The organism is Microbacterium sp. PMB16, from assembly GCF_051294855.1.
In the GTDB taxonomy this organism is placed as follows: Bacteria; Actinomycetota; Actinomycetes; order Actinomycetales; family Microbacteriaceae; genus Microbacterium.
Map to the genome: position 1 here is coordinate 14783 of NZ_CP145908.1, position 18740 is coordinate 33522.

Annotated in this window: 20 protein-coding genes, 1 tRNA gene and 1 riboswitch; of the genes, 13 read left to right on the plus strand and 8 right to left on the minus strand. The window is 68.7% G+C overall.

Annotation, left to right across the window (positions count from 1 at the left end; all coding sequences use genetic code 11):
- The first annotated feature begins 85 nt into the window (after window positions 1–85).
- A complete protein-coding gene (locus tag V5D55_RS00075) occupies window positions 86–598 on the plus strand; it encodes a methylated-DNA--[protein]-cysteine S-methyltransferase (RefSeq protein ID WP_435746445.1) in 513 nt (170 codons plus the stop codon).
- A gap of 72 nt (window positions 599–670) precedes the next feature.
- Here V5D55_RS00075 and V5D55_RS00080 read toward each other — a convergent pair whose 3' ends face one another.
- Window positions 671–2308: a solute symporter family protein gene (locus V5D55_RS00080; RefSeq protein ID WP_435746447.1), complete on the minus strand. Its 1638-nt coding sequence runs from the start codon at window positions 2306–2308 to the stop codon at window positions 671–673.
- Window positions 2305–2655, minus strand: a complete 351-nt coding sequence (locus tag V5D55_RS00085) for a DUF485 domain-containing protein (protein ID WP_435746449.1) — start codon at window positions 2653–2655, stop codon at window positions 2305–2307. Before V5D55_RS00085 ends, V5D55_RS00080 begins: the two co-directional genes overlap by 4 nt.
- A 108-nt stretch (window positions 2656–2763) precedes the next feature.
- Between V5D55_RS00085 and V5D55_RS00090 the strand changes: the two genes are divergently transcribed.
- From V5D55_RS00090 to V5D55_RS00100, 3 genes are all read left to right on the plus strand, one after another.
- On the plus strand, window positions 2764–3624 hold the full coding sequence (locus V5D55_RS00090; protein WP_435746451.1) for a LuxR C-terminal-related transcriptional regulator: 861 nt from the start codon (window positions 2764–2766) through the stop codon (window positions 3622–3624).
- Window positions 3625–3669: 45 nt separating this feature from the next.
- A riboswitch (guanidine-III (ykkC-III) riboswitch) is annotated at window positions 3670–3737 on the plus strand.
- Between the two features lie 14 nt (window positions 3738–3751).
- Window positions 3752–4078, plus strand: coding sequence for a DMT family transporter (locus V5D55_RS00095; RefSeq protein ID WP_435749229.1), 327 nt, complete (start codon window positions 3752–3754; stop codon window positions 4076–4078).
- Window positions 4079–4136: 58 nt separating this feature from the next.
- Entirely contained in the window at window positions 4137–4481 is a 345-nt protein-coding gene (locus V5D55_RS00100) for a histone-like nucleoid-structuring protein Lsr2 (protein WP_435746453.1), read from the plus strand.
- Window positions 4482–4523: 42 nt separating this feature from the next.
- On the opposite strand, the gene V5D55_RS00105 is transcribed toward V5D55_RS00100, so the two are convergent.
- Window positions 4524–5174, minus strand: coding sequence for a MarR family winged helix-turn-helix transcriptional regulator (locus tag V5D55_RS00105; RefSeq protein ID WP_435749230.1), 651 nt, complete (start codon window positions 5172–5174; stop codon window positions 4524–4526).
- An 85-nt stretch (window positions 5175–5259) separates the two neighbouring features.
- Between V5D55_RS00105 and idi the strand changes: the two genes are divergently transcribed.
- The 8 genes from idi to V5D55_RS00145 are packed head-to-tail and all read left to right on the plus strand — an operon-like array spanning window position 5260 to window position 13158.
- Complete coding sequence (gene idi / locus V5D55_RS00110) at window positions 5260–5781, plus strand: isopentenyl-diphosphate Delta-isomerase (protein WP_435746455.1); 522 nt, start codon at window positions 5260–5262, stop codon at window positions 5779–5781.
- A gap of 3 nt (window positions 5782–5784) precedes the next feature.
- Complete coding sequence (locus tag V5D55_RS00115; protein ID WP_435746457.1) at window positions 5785–6867, plus strand: polyprenyl synthetase family protein; 1083 nt, start codon at window positions 5785–5787, stop codon at window positions 6865–6867.
- Window positions 6864–7772 carry a phytoene/squalene synthase family protein gene (locus V5D55_RS00120; protein WP_435746459.1) on the plus strand — a complete coding sequence of 303 codons (909 nt, stop codon included), beginning with the start codon at window positions 6864–6866 and terminating at the stop codon, window positions 7770–7772. Before V5D55_RS00115 ends, V5D55_RS00120 begins: the two co-directional genes overlap by 4 nt.
- Window positions 7769–9364, plus strand: a complete 1596-nt coding sequence (gene crtI / locus V5D55_RS00125) for a phytoene desaturase family protein (protein WP_435746461.1) — start codon at window positions 7769–7771, stop codon at window positions 9362–9364. The genes V5D55_RS00120 and crtI overlap by 4 nt, the downstream gene beginning before the upstream one ends.
- Entirely contained in the window at window positions 9364–9711 is a 348-nt protein-coding gene (locus tag V5D55_RS00130) for a lycopene cyclase domain-containing protein (protein ID WP_435746463.1), read from the plus strand. Before crtI ends, V5D55_RS00130 begins: the two co-directional genes overlap by 1 nt.
- Entirely contained in the window at window positions 9708–10043 is a 336-nt protein-coding gene (locus tag V5D55_RS00135) for a lycopene cyclase domain-containing protein (protein ID WP_435746465.1), read from the plus strand. Before V5D55_RS00130 ends, V5D55_RS00135 begins: the two co-directional genes overlap by 4 nt.
- Entirely contained in the window at window positions 10040–10933 is an 894-nt protein-coding gene (locus tag V5D55_RS00140; RefSeq protein WP_435746467.1) for a prenyltransferase, read from the plus strand. Before V5D55_RS00135 ends, V5D55_RS00140 begins: the two co-directional genes overlap by 4 nt.
- A 32-nt stretch (window positions 10934–10965) precedes the next feature.
- Complete coding sequence (locus V5D55_RS00145; protein ID WP_435746469.1) at window positions 10966–13158, plus strand: MMPL family transporter; 2193 nt, start codon at window positions 10966–10968, stop codon at window positions 13156–13158.
- Window positions 13159–13179: 21 nt separating this feature from the next.
- Here V5D55_RS00145 and V5D55_RS00150 read toward each other — a convergent pair whose 3' ends face one another.
- The 4 genes from V5D55_RS00150 to V5D55_RS00165 are packed head-to-tail and all read right to left on the minus strand — an operon-like array spanning window position 13180 to window position 17925.
- Complete coding sequence (locus V5D55_RS00150) at window positions 13180–13890, minus strand: ABC transporter ATP-binding protein (RefSeq protein ID WP_435746471.1); 711 nt, start codon at window positions 13888–13890, stop codon at window positions 13180–13182.
- Window positions 13887–16784 carry a hypothetical protein gene (locus tag V5D55_RS00155; protein WP_435746473.1) on the minus strand — a complete coding sequence of 966 codons (2898 nt, stop codon included), beginning with the start codon at window positions 16782–16784 and terminating at the stop codon, window positions 13887–13889. The genes V5D55_RS00150 and V5D55_RS00155 overlap by 4 nt, the downstream gene beginning before the upstream one ends.
- On the minus strand, window positions 16781–17398 hold the full coding sequence (locus tag V5D55_RS00160) for a hypothetical protein (protein WP_435746475.1): 618 nt from the start codon (window positions 17396–17398) through the stop codon (window positions 16781–16783). The genes V5D55_RS00155 and V5D55_RS00160 overlap by 4 nt, the downstream gene beginning before the upstream one ends.
- Window positions 17395–17925, minus strand: coding sequence for an RNA polymerase sigma factor (locus V5D55_RS00165; RefSeq protein WP_435746477.1), 531 nt, complete (start codon window positions 17923–17925; stop codon window positions 17395–17397). Before V5D55_RS00165 ends, V5D55_RS00160 begins: the two co-directional genes overlap by 4 nt.
- Window positions 17926–18028: 103 nt before the next feature.
- Between V5D55_RS00165 and V5D55_RS00170 the strand changes: the two genes are divergently transcribed.
- Window positions 18029–18105: transfer RNA gene (locus tag V5D55_RS00170), tRNA-Arg, on the plus strand.
- A gap of 7 nt (window positions 18106–18112) precedes the next feature.
- Here V5D55_RS00170 and V5D55_RS00175 read toward each other — a convergent pair.
- Window positions 18113–18610: an HNH endonuclease gene (locus tag V5D55_RS00175; protein ID WP_435746479.1), complete on the minus strand. Its 498-nt coding sequence runs from the start codon at window positions 18608–18610 to the stop codon at window positions 18113–18115.
- Between the last annotated feature and the right edge of the window lie 130 nt (window positions 18611–18740).

An 18740-nucleotide genomic window follows, 5' to 3' on the forward strand; every position in this document is an offset into this window, starting at 1 on the left:
GCAACACCGGCCGCATTCACCGCGTTCTCCACCTCGAGTGTGCCCGCCGCGCCACACTCTCGTCGCGGCCGGTCAGGATGGGGGCATGACGTTCCGCTACGACTTCGCACCCACCCCGTTCGGGGACGCGCTCGCGGTGTTCTCCGACGAGGGCATCGTCCGGTTCGACCTCTCCGAATCCACCGATCCTTCCGTCCCCTGGCTGCTCGAGGGAGTCTCGCGCGACCTGGGCGCGATGCCCGAGCCCGATCCCGGGGCCGCGGACGAGCTCGCACATCTGCTGGCCGACTACTTCGAGGGCGAACCGGTCCGTTTCGCGGATCATCTCCGCCTCGACTGGCGTCTCGTCGAGGGGTTTCCGCGGCTCGCTCTGCAGACGATCTGCAGCATCGAGTGGGGCGAGACGCTCAGCTACGGCGAGGTCGCCGTGCTCGCAGGCCACCCCGGAGCCGCGCGGGCGGTCGGCACCGCGTGCCGACTCACCCCTTTCTCGATCATCGTCCCCGTGCACCGTGTCATTCGCTCCGACGGATCGGTCGGGCACTACGGCGCACATCCGGAGCGCAAGCGCTACCTCCTCGACCTCGAGTCCCGCTGACGCGCGGGATCCCGTGGAACGACGTGGACCCGGCGAGTAGGCCGCCGGGTCCACGTACCTCGGGGGGATGCGTCAGTGTTCGGTCGCCTTCTCCGCTCCGAAGCCGGTGAGCGAGCGCACCTCCATCTCGGCGGCCAACTGCGGCGACTCCTTCCGCGAGCTGGTGACCGTGCCGAGCCAGCCGAGGAAGAACCCGAGCGGGATCGACACGATGCCGGGATTGTTCATCGGCCAGATGGCGATGTCGATTCCGGGGATCATCGAGGTCGGCGTTCCGGAGAAGACCGGCGACAGCACGATGAGGATGATCGCCGACGCCAGTCCGCCGTACATGCTCCACACCGCGCCCCTCGTCGAGAACCGACGCCAGAACAGGGAGTAGAGGATCGTCGGCAGGTTCGCCGATGCCGCGACGGCGAAGGCCAGCGCGACGAGGAAGGCGATGTTCTGCCCCTGAGCGCCGATGCCGCCGATGATCGCCAGGATGCCGATCACGATCACCGTCCGGCGTGCGACACGCACCTCGGCGTTCGGGTCGGCCTCCACGGGCTTGCCCTCGGCATCCTTCTTCCCCTTCTGGATCACGTTCGCGTAGATGTCGTGTGCGAACGACGCGGCCGCGGTGATGGTCAGACCTGCGACCACGGCGAGGATCGTGGCGAAGGCCACCGCCGAGATGAACCCGAGGAGCACCGGTCCGCCGAGTTCGAGCGCCAGCAGCGGCGCCGCGGAGTTCACTCCGCCGGGAGCAGCCGCGATCACATCCGCGCCGACCAGCGCACCGGCGCCATAGCCGAGCACGAGCGTCAGCAGATAGAAGCCGCCGATCAGCCAGATCGCCCAGACGACCGAGCGCCGGGCCTCTTTGGCCGTCGGCACGGTGTAGAACCGCATGAGCACGTGGGGCAGTCCGGCTGTACCGAGCACCAGTGCCATGCCGAGGGAGAGGAAGTCCCAGGGGTTCGCGCCGTACTGGAGCCCCGGAGCCAGGATCGCCTCGCCCTTGTCGGAGTTCGCCACTGCGGCCTCGAGCAGCGTGTTCAGGTTGAATCCGTTGATCGCCAGCACCCAGATCGTCATCGCGAGCGCGCCGCCGATCAGCAAGAACGCCTTGACGATCTGCACCCAGGTCGTGCCCTTCATCCCACCGATCAGCACGTACACGATCATCAGGATGCCGACCACGGCGATGACGATCGACTGGCCCAGGCGACCGTCGATGCCGAGCAGCAGCGACACGAGCCCGCCGGCGCCGGCCATCTGCGCGAGCAGGTAGAAGAAGCACACCGCGAGGGTCGTGATCGCCGCGGCCATCCGCACCGGTCGCTGCTTGAGACGGAATGACAGCACGTCGGCCATGGTGAACTTGCCGGTGTTGCGCATCATCTCCGCCACCAGCAGCAGCGCGACGAGCCACGCCACCAGGAACCCGATGGAATAGAGGAAGCCGTCGTAGCCATTGATCGCGATAGCACCGCAGATTCCGAGGAATGACGCCGCCGACAGGTAGTCGCCGGCGATCGCGAATCCGTTCTGCGGACCGGTGAACGAGCGGCCCGCCGCGTAGTAGTCGGCGGCTGTCTTGTTGTTGCGACTGGCGCGGATGACGATGAACAGCGTCACCGCCACGAACGCCAGGAAGATGGAGATGTTGAGGACGGGATTGCTCTCGATCGCGACCGGCTCGGTCGCGGCGGGGAGGACGTTCATGCGTTGTCCCCTTGCGCCTTCTCGAGCTCATCGCGGATCTCAGTCGCGAGAGGATCGATCTTCCTGTTCGCGAAGGACACGTAGATCATCGTGATGGCGAAGGTCGTCACGAACTGACCGAGGCCGAGAAGCAATCCGACCGTGATGTCGCCCCACACGCGTTGCGCCATGAAGTCCGTGGCGAAAGCAGCGAGGAGCACATAGGCGAAATACCAGATGAGGAAGAACGCGGCGAGCGGGAATATGAAGGATCTCTGGGTACGTTTGAGGGTTAGGAATCTCGGGGATTCTTCGATCGCGATGTAGTCGATCGCGCCGTTCGAACCCGCTGGGGTCTGGTCGCTCATGGGGCCTCCTTGCCACATGTCCGGTGCCCGCACGACGAGGTCGCACGAGTGATAGGGTCGACGCTACGATCCGGGGAACGGTGCCGTCACCCCCGAAAGTAGGTAGTCGTGAGCTCACCGGTCGCCATCGAATCCGAGGGCGAACTCGTCGCCAATGCGGTGCGCGAGCTCGCCAGGCGCACCCGTTTCCCCGTCGCGTTCGGCGGACTCATCGAAGACGGCGTCGTCAGCGTCACCAGCATCGTCGGCAATCGCACCAGGGCGCTGGACGGTCTGCGCGTGCGTCCGGAACGAGGGCTCGGCGGCCGCGCGATGATGGAGCTCCGCCCCCGGATGACGAGCGACTACGGCTCCTCCCAGCAGATCACCCATGACTATGACGTCTTCGTGCTCGGCGAGGGGCTGCGCACTCTCCTCGCCCTTCCGATCGTCGTGCAGGGACGCCCCCGCGGTGTGCTGTACGCCGGAGCCTGGGACGAGGAGCAGGTCGGCGGCGTCACCACCGCCCCCGCCATGCAGGTCGCCCAGTCGGTCGCCGATGAGCTCCGCATCCGCGACGAGGTCCAACGCCGGCTGCGCGCGACCACGGTGGCGGGCGAAGCGGGCGTCGACGGACCGCAACGCGAAGAGCTGCGGGAGAGCTTCGCCGAGCTGCGCAGCATCGCGGCCTCCGTCGATGATGCGGACCTGCGGGCCAGGATCGCTCTCGTAGAGCAGCGGCTCGTCACCCTGGCCGGAGACGCACTCCCCCCCTCCACCGGCCCCGTTCCCACCGTGCACCTGTCGCGGCGCGAGACCGATGTGCTCGCCTGCGCGGCGCTGGGTTCCACGAACGCGGAGATCGCCACCCAGTTGGGACTGCGCGAAGGCACGGTGAAGGCGTACCTGGGCACGGCGATGTCGAAACTGGACGCATCGACCAGGCACGCCGCGGTGACCAGGGCCAGACGCGCGGGGCTGCTTCCCTGACGCCGTCGTGCCCAGTGCCTGCCCAGGCGGGTCGGATATCATCGGAATCGGTCGGCGATCACCGGCCCCGGACGAGGTAGACCAGTACCCGGAAAGCGAAAAGACTGGTCCGAAAGGACCGATCATGTTGGCATGGATCGTACTCATCGTCTCCGGAGTGCTCGAGGCCGTATGGGCGACAGCCCTCGGAAAGTCAGAGGGCCTCACCAAGCTCTGGCCGAACGTCATCTTCTTCGTCGGATTGGCGTTGTCGATGGTGGGCCTCGCGTTCGCAATGCGCGATATCGCTACCGGAACCGCTTATGCGGTGTGGGTGGGAATCGGCGCTTCGCTCACCGTCATCTGGGCCATGATCACGGGTGACACCGAGGTCTCTTGGCTGCGCATTCTTCTGCTGATGGGCCTGGTCGGATGCATCGTCGGGCTGAAGCTGATCGACACCGGCCACGAATAGTCGTCGCATTCCGCAATTCCGCTTGTCGGCCATATAGCCCTGCGCTATGTTCAATTCCATGGCCAGAAGAATTGTGCACCAGTTGGTAGATGACATCGACGGCGGCGTGCTGGAGGTGGGCGAGGGCGAGACCGTTCATTTCTCGCTCAACGGCTCCGCATACGAGATCGACCTGAATGCCGCGCACGTGGAGGAATTGCGCAAGGCATTCGAGCCGTACATCTCGGCCGGCCGCAAAGCGGGCGGGTCAGGATCGTCTCGCTCCGCGGCTCCGCGTAAGCGCACCGCGCGCAATCCCGAGGTGGCTTCCATCCGGGCCTGGGCGAATGAGAACGGCTACTCCCTCTCGGAGCGCGGTCGCATTCCCGGACCGGTCGTGGAGGCGTACAACGCCGCCCACTGAATTGCCGTGAGCACCGAATGAGAGCGCCTGGCGTCGATGACGTCAGGCGCTTTCGTCTGCCGTGGTCGTGAGCCACGGCTCATCACGCAGCGTGATCTCGTCGGTCATGTCCGCGAGGAAGCGGATGACGACGTCCCGCTCCGCCCTGGTCAGCCGCGCCGCGGCATAGAACCGCTTGGCCTGCTGACGACCGACGGTCTCCATCGCCGCATGGCGGGTCTCCTGGGTGATCGTGATCGCCAGAGCGCGCCGATCGGTCGGATGAGGTGCGCGTCGTGTGTGCCCTCCCGCCTCCAGACGATCGAGCAGCTTCGTCGTGGCGGCGGTCGAGATCCCCAGATGATGGGCGATCCCGCTCGGCGTCGACACCAGTCCGCGATTCGCGCAGACGATCAAGTAGTGCAGCGCACGCATGTCGGTCTCGTTCAGACGCATGTAACGCCGCGACGCCTGCGAGAGTCGTTGCTCCGCGTCACGCAGCGCGCCCAGCGCCTCCATCACCCCGGCGATCTGCTGGAGATCCTCCGGAGGAACGCCAGTCCTGTCGATCAGCGTGCTGCGCGGGTCACTGGCCTCGACGTCGTAGATCGCCGCGTGCGCCAACCCGTCCGGCGCGTCGGCGCTCCGGGGCGTCTCTGCCACGGGTCCATGGAGGTCGTGCGCGCCCGCGTGCGGGGTGGTGCCGCCCTCCATGTCCATGCGATCATGTTACACACGAAGAGTTTCATGCTAAGTTGATTACTTACTTAGTTAGCGAATTGGAAGCGAGGAAAGTGCCATGGATCAGGTGACGCTCCTCGCGGAGGACGGGACCGCCATCGGCACGCTCCCCAAGAGCGAAGTCCACACGCGCGACACACCCCTCCACCTGGCGTTCTCCTGCTACGTGCTCGATTCCCTGGGACGCGTGCTCGTCACCCGCCGCGCGCTCGGCAAGCGGACGTGGCCCGGCGTCTGGACGAACAGCTTCTGCGGCCACCCCCGACCCGATGAGGACATGACCGCCGCGGTGCGGCGGCGGGCGCACGAGGAACTCGGCATCCGCCTCACCGACGTGCGCCTGGCCCTCCCCGATTACCGCTACCGTGCCGTCGACGCCAGCGGCATCGTCGAGAACGAGATCTGCCCGGTGCACATCGCGGTCGTCGAGGGAGACCTCGCCGCCGATCCCGATGAAGTGGCCGAATGGGCCTGGGTCGAGGTCGACGACCTCGTCGCCGCGGTCTCGCAGGCACCTTTCGCTTTCAGCCCGTGGCTGACCGAACAGCTCCCCCGGCTCCGCGCCCTCGGTGAGGTCTGACCCGTGACCACCACGGCGACCGAGGAAGAACTCGGCACCCGGATCGAGGAAGCGCTGCGGCGCCGTTTCTCGGAACGGAGTGCCGCGGCCGAGCACTACGGCACCGAGTTCGTCGCCCTATGGCAGGCCGCCGCGGAGCACGCACTCGGCGGCAAGCTGATCCGTCCTCGCCTGCTGATCGACCTCCTGCGCGCGCTCACGCCCGCAGGTCTCAGCGCCGCTGAGGTCGAGCGGGCCATCGACGTCGCCGCCCACGTCGAGCTGCTCCACTTCGCCTTCCTGCTGCACGACGACGTGATCGACGGCGACCTGATCCGTCGTCGACGCCCGAACCTGATCGGCTCCCTCGTCGAGCGTCGGTCGACAGAACCCGCGGAGCCCGCCCTGCACTGGGCGCGTTCCAGCGCGATCCTCATGGGAGACCTGCTGCTCGCATCCGCGGTGCTGGGTTTCGCGCGAGCCGACGTGTCGAGCGACGCGCGCGTGCGACTTCTCGCGCTGCTGGAGCAGACGATCTTCGAGACGGTCGCGGGCGAGCACACCGACATCGGCCTCAGCGACGGCATCATCGCACCCGACCTGCGGACCATCCTGTCGACCAGCGCCTACAAGACGGCGACCTACTCCTTCGTGCTGCCGCTGCGCGCGGCGGCAGTGCTCGCGGGCTCCTCGCCCGCCGCCGAGGACCAGCTCACGGCCATCGGACGGCACCTCGGGCTGGCCTACCAGCTGCAGGACGACCTCCTCTCCGTCTTCGGCGACCCCGAGGCCCACGGCAAGGACGCCTTCTCCGACCTGCGCGAGGGCAAGGAGACCGCGATCATCGCGTACGCCCGCATGACGGGCCACTGGCCGAGCATCGAGCTGCGCTTCGGGTCGATGGATCTGAGCGTGGAGGATGCCTCCGACATCCGCGACCGTCTCCGCGAATGCGGCGCCGAACGCTTCGTGCGCAGCCTCGTGCAGGAGCAGCTCGGCGCTGTGTCGACGGTGCTCGGGGAAGCCGAGTCCGCAGGGTCGATCTCCGCCGCGGCGGGCCGGACCATCCTCGGCCTCACCTCGCGCATCGAAGGCCGCACCGTATGACCGGTGGCACCGCGGCCCGCTCCGGCGACGACGCCCTGCACCGCTTCACCCGCACGGCCGAGATCGCCGCGACCGATGTGATCCGCTCCTACTCGACCTCCTTCGGGCTCGCCACGCGGCTCCTCGGGCAACGTCACCGTCAGCATGTGCGGAACATCTACGCCATGGTGCGCATCGCGGACGAGATCGTCGACGGCGTCGCGGCCGAGGCGGGGCTCGACGCGTCGGCGCAGTCCGAGGCGCTCGCGTCGTACATCGCGGAGACGCACCGCTCGATGCGCAGCGGCTACAGCAGCGATCTGGTGCTCCATGCCTTCGCCCGCACGGCCAGGGAGAGCGGCATCGGCGAAGACCTCACGCAGCCGTTCTTCGATTCGATGACGGCAGACATCGCGGCCGACGTGGACTTCGCCGCGTACGACGCCGATGCCCACGCGAGCTACGTCTACGGCTCCGCCGAAGTCGTGGGTCTGATGTGCCTGCGCGTGTTCCTCCGCGGAGCAGAGCGGACGGATCGCGAGCGCGAGATCCTCGTGCGGGGCGCGCGTCAGCTCGGAGCCGCATTCCAGAACGTGAACTTCCTCCGCGACCTGGCGGACGACACCGATCGCCTGCAGCGCGGATACCTCGGCGGCTCCGCGCGCCTGACCGACGCCGACCGTGACCGGTGGGTCGAGACCGTGCACGGGCAGCTCGCCGACGCCCGCGAAGCGATCCCGCTCCTCCCCAAGGACGCTCGCGCTGCCGTACGCAGCGCTCTCGCGTTGTTCGCCGCCCTCACTCGACGCGTCTCGCAGACGCCCATCGAGGTTCTCTACCGACGGCGCGTCCGTGTGCCCGATCCGCTCAAGGCCCTCCTGGCCGCGAGAGCGCTCGTCGTGACCGCTGTGGAGAGGGACCGATGAGCCGCGTCGTCGTCATCGGCGCCGGAGTGGCCGGCCTCGCCGCCGCCGGCCTGCTCGCCCGCGACGGCCACGAGGTCGTCGTGCTCGAGAAGAACGACCGGATCGGCGGACGCGCCGGCAGCGTCGAGCGCGACGGGTTCCGCTTCGACTCGGGGCCGTCCTGGTACCTGATGCCCGAGGTCTTCGACCACTTCTTCGCGATGATGGGCACGACCACCGACGAGCAGCTCGATCTCACACGCCTGGACCCGGGCTACCGGGTGTTCCGTCCGCCCCTCTCGACGGGCGCCCCCGCGGGCTTCGTCACCGTCCCCGCCGGACGCGCAGCCGTGTCGGACCTCTTCGAGGAACTAGAACCGGGTTCGGCCCCGACTCTCACCGCCTACCTGGACTCGGCGCATCAGGCGAGCACCATGGCCGAGAAGTACTTCCTGTACAACCCGTTCACGCGGCTCCGCACGCTCACCGCGCCGGACGTGCTTCGCGCCCTCCCCCGGCTCTTCTCTCTGCTCGGTACCCGGCTGCAGACGTTCGCCGCCCGCCGCTTCCGCCATCCCGTCATCCGCCAGATCCTCGGCTACCCGGCCGTCTTCCTCGGCACCGACCCGCGCAGCGCTCCCGCGATGTACCACCTGATGAGCGCACTCGACCTGGATCAAGGCGTCAGTTACCCGCAGGGCGGGTTCTGGCGCGTGGTCGAGAGGATCGGCGCGCTGGCCGGTGACGCCGGAGCGCGCATCGTGATGGGCGCGGAGGTCACGAGCATCCGCACCGAGGACGGTCCGGACGGCCCGCGCGTGACCGGAGTGGGCTGGGTCGACGTGAATGGCGCACAACACGTCGAGACCGCCGACATCGTCGTGTCGGCCGCCGACCTGCATCACACCGAGACGAACCTCCTCCCCCGCCCGCTGCAGACGTACCCGGAGGAATGGTGGTCACGGCGTACGAGCGGGCCCGGCGGCATTCTCGTGATGCTCGGCATCCGCGGTGCGCTCCCGGAACTCCCGCACCATTCGCTGTTCTTCACGGACGACTGGGACGCGAACTTCGACGCGATCTTCGGCCGCTCGCCGTCCATCCCGACACCCGCCTCGACCTACGTCTGCCGCCCCAGCGCGACCGACGCGGAAGTCGCTCCGGCCGGCCACGAGAACCTCTTCGTGCTCGTCCCGGTGCCCGCAGACGTCGAGCTCGGCCACGGCGGGGCCGACGGCACGGGATCACCGGCGATCGAGCGTGCAGCAGATGCCGCGATCGACATGATCTCCGCCTGGGCCGGCATCCCCGACCTCCGCGAGCGCATCGTCGTGCGGGAGACGACGGGGCCGGCCGACTTCGCAGCGGACTACCACTCCTGGCGCGGCGGCATGCTGGGGCCCGCGCACATCCTCACCCAGAGCGCGATGTTCCGCGCGCAGAACGCATCGAAGCGGGTACACGGACTCCTCTACGCCGGAGCGACGACGGCTCCCGGCGTCGGCGTCCCGATGTGCCTCATCAGCGCGGAGATCGTGCTGAAGCGGGTTCGTGGCGATCACACCGCCGGACCGCTGCGGGAGCCGGCGCCCAGCCCCGGGGAGCCCGGCTGATGGGCTGGCTGTACCTGACCGCGCTGCTGGCGTCTCTGGGGTGCATGCTGCTGCTGGACTGGCGCTTCCGGCTGTTCTTCTGGCGCGATGCGGTACCGGCCATCATCGTCACGGTCGTGGGCCTCGCCTTCTTCCTCGTGTGGGACATCGCCGGCATCATCGGCGGGATCTTCTTCCGCGGCGAGGCGACCATCGCGACCGGCATCCTGCTCGCACCCGAGCTGCCGCTCGAGGAACCGGTGTTCCTGCTCTTCCTCGTCGTGTGCACGATGGTCATCTACACGGGGACGATCCGCGTGTTCACCCGTCGGTCGACGCGGCGTCGCACGCAGGAAGGACGATCGTGACCTACCTGCAGCTCTCCGCCTGCTTCCTCGCCATCGCGGCGCTGGTCGCCCTCGTGCTGGCGGCCGCCTCCCGGCGGCGGCCGAATCTCACGGCCGTCGGCGTGACGATCCTCATCCTGTTCGCCCTCACGGCGGTGTTCGACACCGTCATGATCGCGACCGGGCTGTTCCACTACTCGCCCGACCACCTCGTCGGGGTGCACATCGGTCTCGCCCCCATCGAGGACTTCGCCTATCCGCTCGCGGGCGCGCTGCTGCTGCCCGCGCTCTGGACGGCGCTGCGCGCCCGGCGGCGAGCGCACGACCTGGCGCAGCCCGAGGACGAGTCATGAGCGCCGGCACCCCTGCCGCGCGCAGCGTGGGTCGTGACCTCGCCCAGATCGTGCTGTCGTCGCGGCCGATCAGCTGGATCAACACCGCCTTCCCGTTCGCCGCCGCCTATCTGCTCAGCGCCAGGGAGATCGACCTCACTCTGGTCATCGGCACCCTGTACTTCCTCATCCCCTACAACCTCGCGATGTACGGGATCAACGACGTCTTCGACTACGCCTCCGACCTCGCGAATCCGCGCAAGGGCGGCATCGAGGGCGCCCTGCTCTCACCGCGCATCCATCGGGCGACGCTCTGGGCCGCCGCGCTGACGAACATCCCGTTCCTCGCCTATCTCGTGATCGTCGGCACCCCGGCGTCATGGATCTGGCTCGCCGTGAGCGTCTTCGCGGTGATCGCCTACTCCGCTCCCGTCCTGCGTTTCAAGGAGCGCCCGTTCCTCGATTCGGTGACCTCGAGCACGCACTTCGTCAGCCCCGCGATCGTCGGCCTCGCCCTGACCGGTGCGCCCGTGTCGCCGGGCGCGGCCGTCACCCTCATCGCCTTCTTCCTCTGGGGGATGGCCGCCCACGCGTTCGGCGCCGTGCAGGACATCGCTCCTGACCGGGAGGCCGCCATCTCCTCGGTCGCCACCGTGATCGGCGCACGCGCGACGGTGCGACTGTCTCTGGCGTTGTGGTTCGTCGCGGGGGCGGCGATGCTCTTCACGCCCTGGCCCGGCCCGTTGGCGGCCGTGCTCGCCGTGCCGTACGTGATCAACGCTGCCCCCTGGTGGAACGTCACGGACGAGACGTCCGGCTCCACGAACCGCGCCTGGCGACGCTTCATCGCGCTGAACTACTTCGCAGGCTTCCTCGCGACGATGATCCTCATCCTCGCCTGGGTCTCCTGACACCCGAACGACCGCCCTCCGAAAGGAACCCGATGTCCCGCCCCGATCACGCGCCCGCTGCTCCGTCGCGAGAGCGCTCGCGACGGCACTCCTGGGTGCGGGTGTTCCTCCCGGTCGCCCTGATCCTGGTGTGGCTGGTCGGTGCATCGCTCGGCGGACCGCTGTTCGGGAAGATCGACGAGGTCTCCTCCAACGACCAGACGACCTACCTGCCCGAGTCGAAGGACGCCACGCAGGTGCAGGAGCTGCTCGGCGAGTTCAACGACAGCGATTCGATCCCGGCGATCGCCGTCTTCACGTCGGAGAGCGAGCTCACCGAATCGGAGCGGGAGACGATCTCGGATGCCGTCGCCGACGCGCCCGCCGTCGAGGGCGTCGGCGAAGATGTGTCCCCCGCGCTCGCATCCGACGACGGTCTCGCCGCTCAGGCGTTCATCCCGATCGAGGCGGACGCCGAGCTCGCCGATGCGACCACCGCACTGGGCGAGCAGCTGCGCGCCGCCGTGCCGGACGGTGTCACGGTATACATCACGGGACCCGCCGGTTTCAGTGCCGACCTGGTCGCCGGATTCGCCGGCATCGACGGACTGCTCCTCGGAGTCGCGCTGCTGGCCGTCCTCGTGATCCTGGTGCTCGTCTACCGCTCGTTCCTCCTGCCGCTGGTCGTGCTCTCCACCAGCCTGTTCGCGCTCTGCGTGGCCCTGCTCGTCGTCTGGTGGCTCGCGAAGTTCGAGATCCTCCTGCTCAGCGGGCAGACACAGGGCATCCTGTTCATCCTCGTGATCGGGGCCGCCACCGACTACGCGCTGCTGTTCGTCGCGAGATTCCGTGAAGAACTGCGCGTCTCCCAGGACAAGGGAGCAGCGGTCGCCGCCGCCTGGAAGGGCTCGTTCGAGCCGATCGTCGCCTCCGGGGGAACAGTCATCGCCGGGCTCCTGTGCCTGCTGCTGAGCGACCTCAAGTCGAACAGCACGCTCGGTCCCGTCGCCGCGATCGGCATCGTGTTCGCGATGCTGGCCGCGCTCACCCTGCTGCCCGCCCTGCTGCTGTTGTTCGGGCGTGCGGTGTTCTGGCCGCGCCGGCCGAAGTTCGAGCCCGAGGTCGTCGCGGCCGAGCACGGCATGCGCACGACCGGCCTCTGGGCGCGGCTGGCCGGACTCGTCAAGCGTCGCCACCGGCTGATCTGGATCACGACGACCGTCGTGCTCCTGGCCGGAGCGGCAGGCGTCACCCAGCTGAACGCGTCCGGCATCCCCCAGTCCGATCTCGCGCTCGGGGCCTCCGAGGCGCGCGACGGTCAAGTGGCGCTGGGCGAGCACTTCCCCGGCGGCTCCGGGAGCCCCGCCTACGTCGTCGTGGCAGAGGACAGGATTCAGGATGCTGCCGACGTGCTCCTCGCGAACGACGGAGTCGACGGCGTCTCGGTGACCGCTGCCGACTCTCCGAGCGGCTCGGCCCCGGTGACCGCCGACGGCATCACGGCGGTCGGCCCTCCCGGAACCCCCGCGCCCGCACCGACGGCCGTCGACGGCGAGGTCCTCCTGCAGGCGACCCTCACGGATGCCGCGGACTCCGATGCCGCCGCATCCACAGTGCGCGAGCTGCGCACCGGACTCGACGATCTCGATGCGCTGGTCGGCGGAGTCACGGCGACCTCGGTCGACACGAACGACGCTTCGATCCATGACCGGAACCTCATCATCCCGGTCATCCTCGTCGTGATCATGTTCATCCTGATGCTGCTGCTGCGCTCCGTGCTCGCGCCGGTGCTGCTCATCCTCACCACCGTGCTGTCGTTCGGCACCGCGATGGGTGTCTCGGCTCTCGTCTTCAACGGGATCTTCCAGTTCCCCGGCGCCGATCCGGCAGTTCCGCTCTTCGGCTTCGTCTTCCTGGTGGCGCTCGGCATCGACTACAACATCTTCCTCATGACCCGCGTGCGCGAGGAGTCGAAGGCGCACGGCACGCGAGAGGGCATCCTGCGGGGGCTCTCGATCACCGGGGGCGTGATCACGTCGGCGGGACTCGTTCTCGCTGCCACGTTCGCAGCACTCTCGGTGATCCCCATCCTGTTCCTCGTGCAGCTCGCGTTCATCGTGGCGTTCGGGGTGCTGCTCGACACGTTCGTGGTGCGCTCGCTGCTCGTCCCCGCGCTCGCCTACGACATCGGCAAGGCGATCTGGTGGCCGTCGAAGCTCGGACGCGGGGGCCACGACCCTCGGTGACGCCTGGGCGCTGACGGACTCTCAGACCAGTCTCGTCCGCGAATCGGCGGCGGCGATCAAGTGCTCGTCGTGCGAGGCGACGAGCACCGCGATGCCCTCGTCGGCGAGATCCCGCAGCATCGCGATGAGCTGATCGGCCGTCGCCCTGTCCAGGCTCGCGGTCGGCTCGTCGGCCATGATGACCGCCGGCCCCTGCAGCAGCGCCCTGGCGAAGGCGACGCGCTGTCGCTCGCCGCCGGAGAGGCGCTCCGGGTAGTAGGTGGCCCTCTTCCCGACGCCGAGCCGGTGCAGCAGGTCGCGCGCCCGACGTCCGAGCTCGCGGCTCCGTCCGTCCGGGACGGCCGGGAGGAGGACGTTCTCCACGGCGGTCAGTCCCGGCACCAGACTTCCGCCCTGATCGAGGTACCCCACGTGACGCCGTCGGCGGTTCGTGACGACGTCGTCGGCGAGCCCGGTGATCTCCAGCCCCTCCCACGTCACCGCCCCGGATACCGGCGGCACGAGGCCCGCGGCGACGCGGAGGATGCTGGTCTTGCCCGAGCCGCTGCGCCCCGCCAGGCAGTGCATCGAACCACGGCTCAGTCGGAGGTCGAAATCGGTGACGATCGCGAGCGGATCGTCACCCGGCCGCTCGAACTGGATGCTCACCCCGGTCAGCTCGACCGCGGGTCCGCCGAGATCGGACGCGCCCACGGCACGCTCCGCATCATCGGGCTTCCGGTGCGCCCTCATGTCGTGGTTCCTCTCATCCGTGCGGCGAAGGTGAACAGCGCGCTCGCGACGCCCGCTGCCAGAGCGATCAGGAGGGGTGAGACCCAGCCACCCCATCCGAGCGAGAATGCGGCCGAGACGACGACGGCGGCCAGCACCACGAGGGCGGGGACGACGATCGCGAGACCTTCCGTGCGTTGCGCGTGCGAGATCTGACGACGCGTCCATCCGGCGGCCCGAAGGATCGACCATTGCTGCGACCGGCGGGCGAGGTCCATCCGGCGGGTGATCCGTGCGAGGAGCACGCCTCCGACGACGCCCACGACACCGAGCGCGGTCTGCGGCAGAATCTGCTGGGCACCGGCGAGGAACGCCAGCCGGCTCTCGCCGGAGAACATCCGCCCTGCGACGACCGTCTCCACGAGCGCGGCCGCGGCGACGCCGACGATCACGATGGCGAGCAGATGCACGGTGCTGGTGAGCGGATGGATCCAGGCCTGCCGCAGCCCGAACTGCGTCACGGAGCTGGCACCGAGCCGACGCGATCTCCTGTCCGCGACCCGAGGCGGGCGACGCTGGGCGCCCGCATGCACCGCAGCCGCAGACGTCAGCGCCAGGATGACGACGCTCGCGAGCGCGGCGATCCCGGCGAGCGCCGTACCACCCGACAACACCCAGGTCACGGCAGCGACCGCGACGACGACCAGGAAGCCCGGCACCTCTTCGGCGGCGAACCAGCGCACGATGCGCGACCGCGTGAATCCGATCTCGCGCAGGACGACGGATTGCACACGCCTACCGGGGATCAGCGCGAGCTGGGTCGCTCCCAGCAGCAGCAGTCCGGCGGCGAGGGCGATCCCGAGCATCGTCCAGGCGGTCTGCGAGACGGCGAGTTCCACACGGGCGGCGGCCCCGAGCTCGGACCAGCTCTGCGCGACGGCTCCCAGTGAACCGACGGTCTGTGCCTGTCCGGCCGCGTCGACGCCGAACGAGTACCCGTCGACCACCACGTCGACGTCGCGTGGCGAGGAACCCGCGACGATCGTGGCCGTGTATCCGGAATCCTCGATCGACCGCGCGACGTCGAGCACGCGCTGCTGTGCCTCCGGCGTGTAGCCCTCGATGCCGCCGACCCTGACCCGGATCGAGCTGATCGGCGCGCGATCGCTCCAGAGCTCCGCGCTGCGGATCGATCCGATGGCCACGGTGCGTGGCGAGACGAGGCCGAGGCCGGACATGCTGGGCAGCATCGTGGCTCCGGCATGCTCTCCATCGACCACCGTCGACCCCACCGGCGCATACGCACCGAGGGGCACGTAGTTCGCGGCGCCCTGGTCCGCGGAGAGAGCGCCGAGGTCGAAGCTCCCGATCGGCAGGGCGGTCGACGCCCCCTCCTCGGGCGCGCCGAGGGTGCGGGTGAGCTGCGGCTCCGTGTACGCGGCTTCTGCTCCGAGCTGTTCCGGGTCCGCACCGAGGCTCAGCGCGTCTTCGACGGCGCCCCCCTTGCGCAAAGCCGACGCGTAGCCAGCGGGTTCCAGTCGCAGCCCGTCTTCCGTGAGTTGGTAGGAGGAAGGCGCGCCCTTCCCGACCGCGATGATGTTCAGACTGTTCCAGGGGCTCGCGTCCTCTGTGTCCGACGGCGGATCCTCGCCCGGCCAGATGACGTTCTCGTTCCCCGCGCTGAACGGGTTGAGCAGTCCCGACACGTCGCCGACACTGGTTCCGACGACCTCGCCGGTCCCGCCCGCGCCGATGCCTTCGGGGATCGCGTACCCGTCGGACTCCGCCTGGGTCTCGCCGAAGCGCTCGATCTGGATCTTGAGCGTCAGTGATGCGACCTCGGCATCGCTGATCAGCAGAGGGGTGAACCCGACGCCCGCGAGCCGTTCACGGATCTTCGCGTCGAGATTCTCCCCGTTGTCGGCCAGCAGGCGTCGTTGGTCGGCCACCGCTGCCGCAGGCCACCCCCGGAACTGGGCGCCGATGTACCGCGCGAGCATGTCCTCCATCGTCGCCGCGTACTGATCTCCGGCGCTCTCGGCCCACGCGAGCACCGCGTCGACATCCTGGTCATCGGCCGCCTGGATGGAGACGAGCGGGTCGAGGAAGCTCCCCTCATCGCCGAGGAGCTCGCGCTCTGCCGCCGGGTCGATCAGCGTGATCCGGGTGATCGGCTGCGGCGCCGCCGGCAGCTCGAGCGCGATGTAGTCGTCTCCGGGGAAGGTCGTGAACCCGCTCCATCCCGTCTCCTCGGTCCACGTGTTCGCGCTGGCGCCCCGGCCCCAGGAGCTGTAGCAGACCTCGTCGACCAGGGCGGGATAGCGTTCCCGGTCGACCGGGAACTGGCTCCCGACCCATCCGTAACTGGTCAGCCCGTTCCGGCACGCCTCGAGCTGCTCCGGAGTCGGCGCCGGGATGCCCTTCGGGTCGATGACCAGCGGCAGGGTCGTCTGCTCGACGATCCGCTCGCCGAGCCCGTCGTCGGTGGCGTAGGTCACGGTCAGCCGGTAGGCCTGCGATGTCGAGGACGATGAGGTGATCTCGTCCGGGATGAGGAGACGAGCGGGACTGTATCGCAGCGAGGGCACCAGGATCTCGCCGATCGGCGCCGCGACGTCCACCCCGTCGAGACCGGCGATCTTCTCCCAGTCGTCGACGCCGAGGCCCTGTCCCGGCCCGGCCAGGGCGTTGGGAGGAAGATCTCCTCCCACGGCGGCCAGCTCGTCATCCGCTGTGACGAGGATGTCGTACGCGCCCCGCCAGTTGGTGTCGATGGTGGACTGGAGTGCGATGGATGCTGCGGACTGCACTCCCGCCGAGGCCAGCGCCGTGGCGCACAGCAGCAGCACAGCCCCTACTCGGAGCGGCTGCCTGGCGAGGCGCACCAGCGCGCCGGGCACGTGGCGACGACTCACTCGGAGCCCTTCCCGCAGGCGATCCCGAGTCCCCCACCCGCGCGGGCGGGGCTCGCGAGCAGCACCACCGTGGTGTCGCCGTCGACGCAGGTCATCGCCTGCGTATCGACCGCCGCGGCCTTCTGCTGCAGCGTTCCGAACGACGCCGTGTCGACACGGACACCCGATGCGTCGGCGACCTCGCCGAGCAGTCCTTCCGCGATGATCACGAGAGACTCCGGGCTGGCCGCGTCGATGGAGGCAGCATCCGTCGCGAGCATCTGCTGCGCCGACGTGCAGAGCACGGTCCCGTCCACATCGACATCCACGGCGATCCGATAGACCGCGGTGAAGAACGGTCTGGCCGACGCATCCGTCCCCTCGACGCAGCGGATCTGCGCGGTCGAGACCGCGGCCGTCTTCACGGACGGAGCGGCCTCCGGCTGAAGACCCGTCGTCAGGGCCACCGCGGCGAGGGACCCGCTCGCCACCGTCAGCAGGCTCAGGGCGACGACGGCGATCCGCACACGGATGCGCCGCAGCCGGGTGAGCGCGTCGATGCGCTCTTCGATCTGCTCTCCGATGACGCCGAGGGCTGCGTCGAGGTAGATGCCTTCCTTGGGCCGCGTGCTCACGATTCACCTCGCAGCGCGAGGCGGATCGTCGCCCGCGCCCGCTGCAGCCGTTTCGCCAGAGCAGCCGTCGAGACGCCGAGATGGTCGGCCGCCTCCTCGTAGGAGTAGCCCTCGACCAGACAGAGGTGGATGATCCGCTGATCCATCCCGCCCAGTCGGCCGACGGCCTGCCGCACCCAGCTGAGTTCCTCGATGCGCTCCTGGCGGACCCGATCCCCCGGAAGGAGCTCTTCCGTCAGCGGCAGGGCGCCCCGGCGCGTGCGCAGCCGATTGCGACCGAGGTTGCGGCACGTCACCAGCAGCCAGGGCAGTGCGGACGACTCGACGATGCGGATGTCGTTCAGCCGTCGCCACGCGACGACGAAGACCTCCTGGACGATGTCCTCCGCGTCAGGATCGTCGCGGAGCATGCTCCACGCATACAGATAGACGGCGTGGGAATGCCGCGTGAAGAGCGCCGAGAAAGCGCCGCGGTCGCCCCGTCGGGCACACCGGATCAGCTCCGTGTCGGATTCGGTGTCGTACATGGGTTCCTTCGGCTGCGCGTGATGCTCTCACTCTGCAGTGTCGGCCCGCAGCGGATCATGACATCGGATTCGACGGCGATGATCCCCTTAGACTTATGAAGACGCCCTCGTAGCTCAGCAGGATAGAGCAGCCCTCTCCTAAAGGGCAGGTCGCAGGTTCGAATCCTGTCGAGGGCACCACACGGATTCACGCGGCCAGCGCGAGATACGGCTCCCATCGCGGATCGCTGCGCTCGGTCCCGCGTACGGTCCACGCGGTGCCGTGCGGCGGACGCGGGGTGAACCGCAGCTGCCAGCGCATCTCCTGCGGCGTCCGGTCGCTCTTGACGTTGTTGCAGCGCAGACAGCACGCGACGAGGTTCTCCCACGAATCCGCGCCTCCCCGCGAACGCGGCAGCACATGATCGATCGTCGACGCCGCCTTGCCGCAATAGCCGCAGCGGTGGTTGTCGCGCCGCAGGACTCCACGTCTGGTGACCGGCACGCGTCTGCTGATCGGCACGCGCACGTAGCGGGAGAGGATGATCACCGCGGGGCGTTCGTAGACGCCGTGACTCCCCCAGACGGGATCGTCTTCCACGCGTTCGATCACCGTCGCCTTGTCGTTCATCACGAGCACGAGTGCTCGTTTGAACGACACGATCGCGAGCGGCTCGTAGCCGGCGTTCAGGACCAGTGTGCGCATCGTCATCCTCTCGATCCGCGCCGGGACGGCTTCCCGGCACTCTCGACTCACACGAGGTCGCGCAGGCGGCAGAGCGTTCGCAGGGACGAAAAAAGGCGCCGTCTAAAGACAGCGCCTTTCGCGCACGGCA

What these genes read in the sequence shown, in the direction of transcription:
- V5D55_RS00075 (WP_435746445.1), top strand. Translation starts at nt 86, where the DNA reads ATGACGTTCCGCTACGACTTCGCACCCACCCCGTTCGGGGACGCGCTC.
- V5D55_RS00080 (WP_435746447.1), bottom strand. Translation starts at nt 2,308, where the DNA reads ATGAACGTCCTCCCCGCCGCGACCGAGCCGGTCGCGATCGAGAGCAAT.
- V5D55_RS00085 (WP_435746449.1), bottom strand. Translation starts at nt 2,655, where the DNA reads ATGAGCGACCAGACCCCAGCGGGTTCGAACGGCGCGATCGACTACATC.
- V5D55_RS00100 (WP_435746453.1), top strand. Translation starts at nt 4,137, where the DNA reads ATGGCCAGAAGAATTGTGCACCAGTTGGTAGATGACATCGACGGCGGC.
- V5D55_RS00105 (WP_435749230.1), bottom strand. Translation starts at nt 5,174, where the DNA reads ATGGAGGGCGGCACCACCCCGCACGCGGGCGCGCACGACCTCCATGGA.
- idi (WP_435746455.1), top strand. Translation starts at nt 5,260, where the DNA reads ATGGATCAGGTGACGCTCCTCGCGGAGGACGGGACCGCCATCGGCACG.
- V5D55_RS00120 (WP_435746459.1), top strand. Translation starts at nt 6,864, where the DNA reads ATGACCGGTGGCACCGCGGCCCGCTCCGGCGACGACGCCCTGCACCGC.
- crtI (WP_435746461.1), top strand. Translation starts at nt 7,769, where the DNA reads ATGAGCCGCGTCGTCGTCATCGGCGCCGGAGTGGCCGGCCTCGCCGCC.
- V5D55_RS00130 (WP_435746463.1), top strand. Translation starts at nt 9,364, where the DNA reads ATGGGCTGGCTGTACCTGACCGCGCTGCTGGCGTCTCTGGGGTGCATG.
- V5D55_RS00140 (WP_435746467.1), top strand. Translation starts at nt 10,040, where the DNA reads ATGAGCGCCGGCACCCCTGCCGCGCGCAGCGTGGGTCGTGACCTCGCC.
- V5D55_RS00145 (WP_435746469.1), top strand. Translation starts at nt 10,966, where the DNA reads ATGTCCCGCCCCGATCACGCGCCCGCTGCTCCGTCGCGAGAGCGCTCG.
- V5D55_RS00150 (WP_435746471.1), bottom strand. Translation starts at nt 13,890, where the DNA reads ATGAGGGCGCACCGGAAGCCCGATGATGCGGAGCGTGCCGTGGGCGCG.
- V5D55_RS00165 (WP_435746477.1), bottom strand. Translation starts at nt 17,925, where the DNA reads ATGTACGACACCGAATCCGACACGGAGCTGATCCGGTGTGCCCGACGG.
- V5D55_RS00175 (WP_435746479.1), bottom strand. Translation starts at nt 18,610, where the DNA reads ATGCGCACACTGGTCCTGAACGCCGGCTACGAGCCGCTCGCGATCGTG.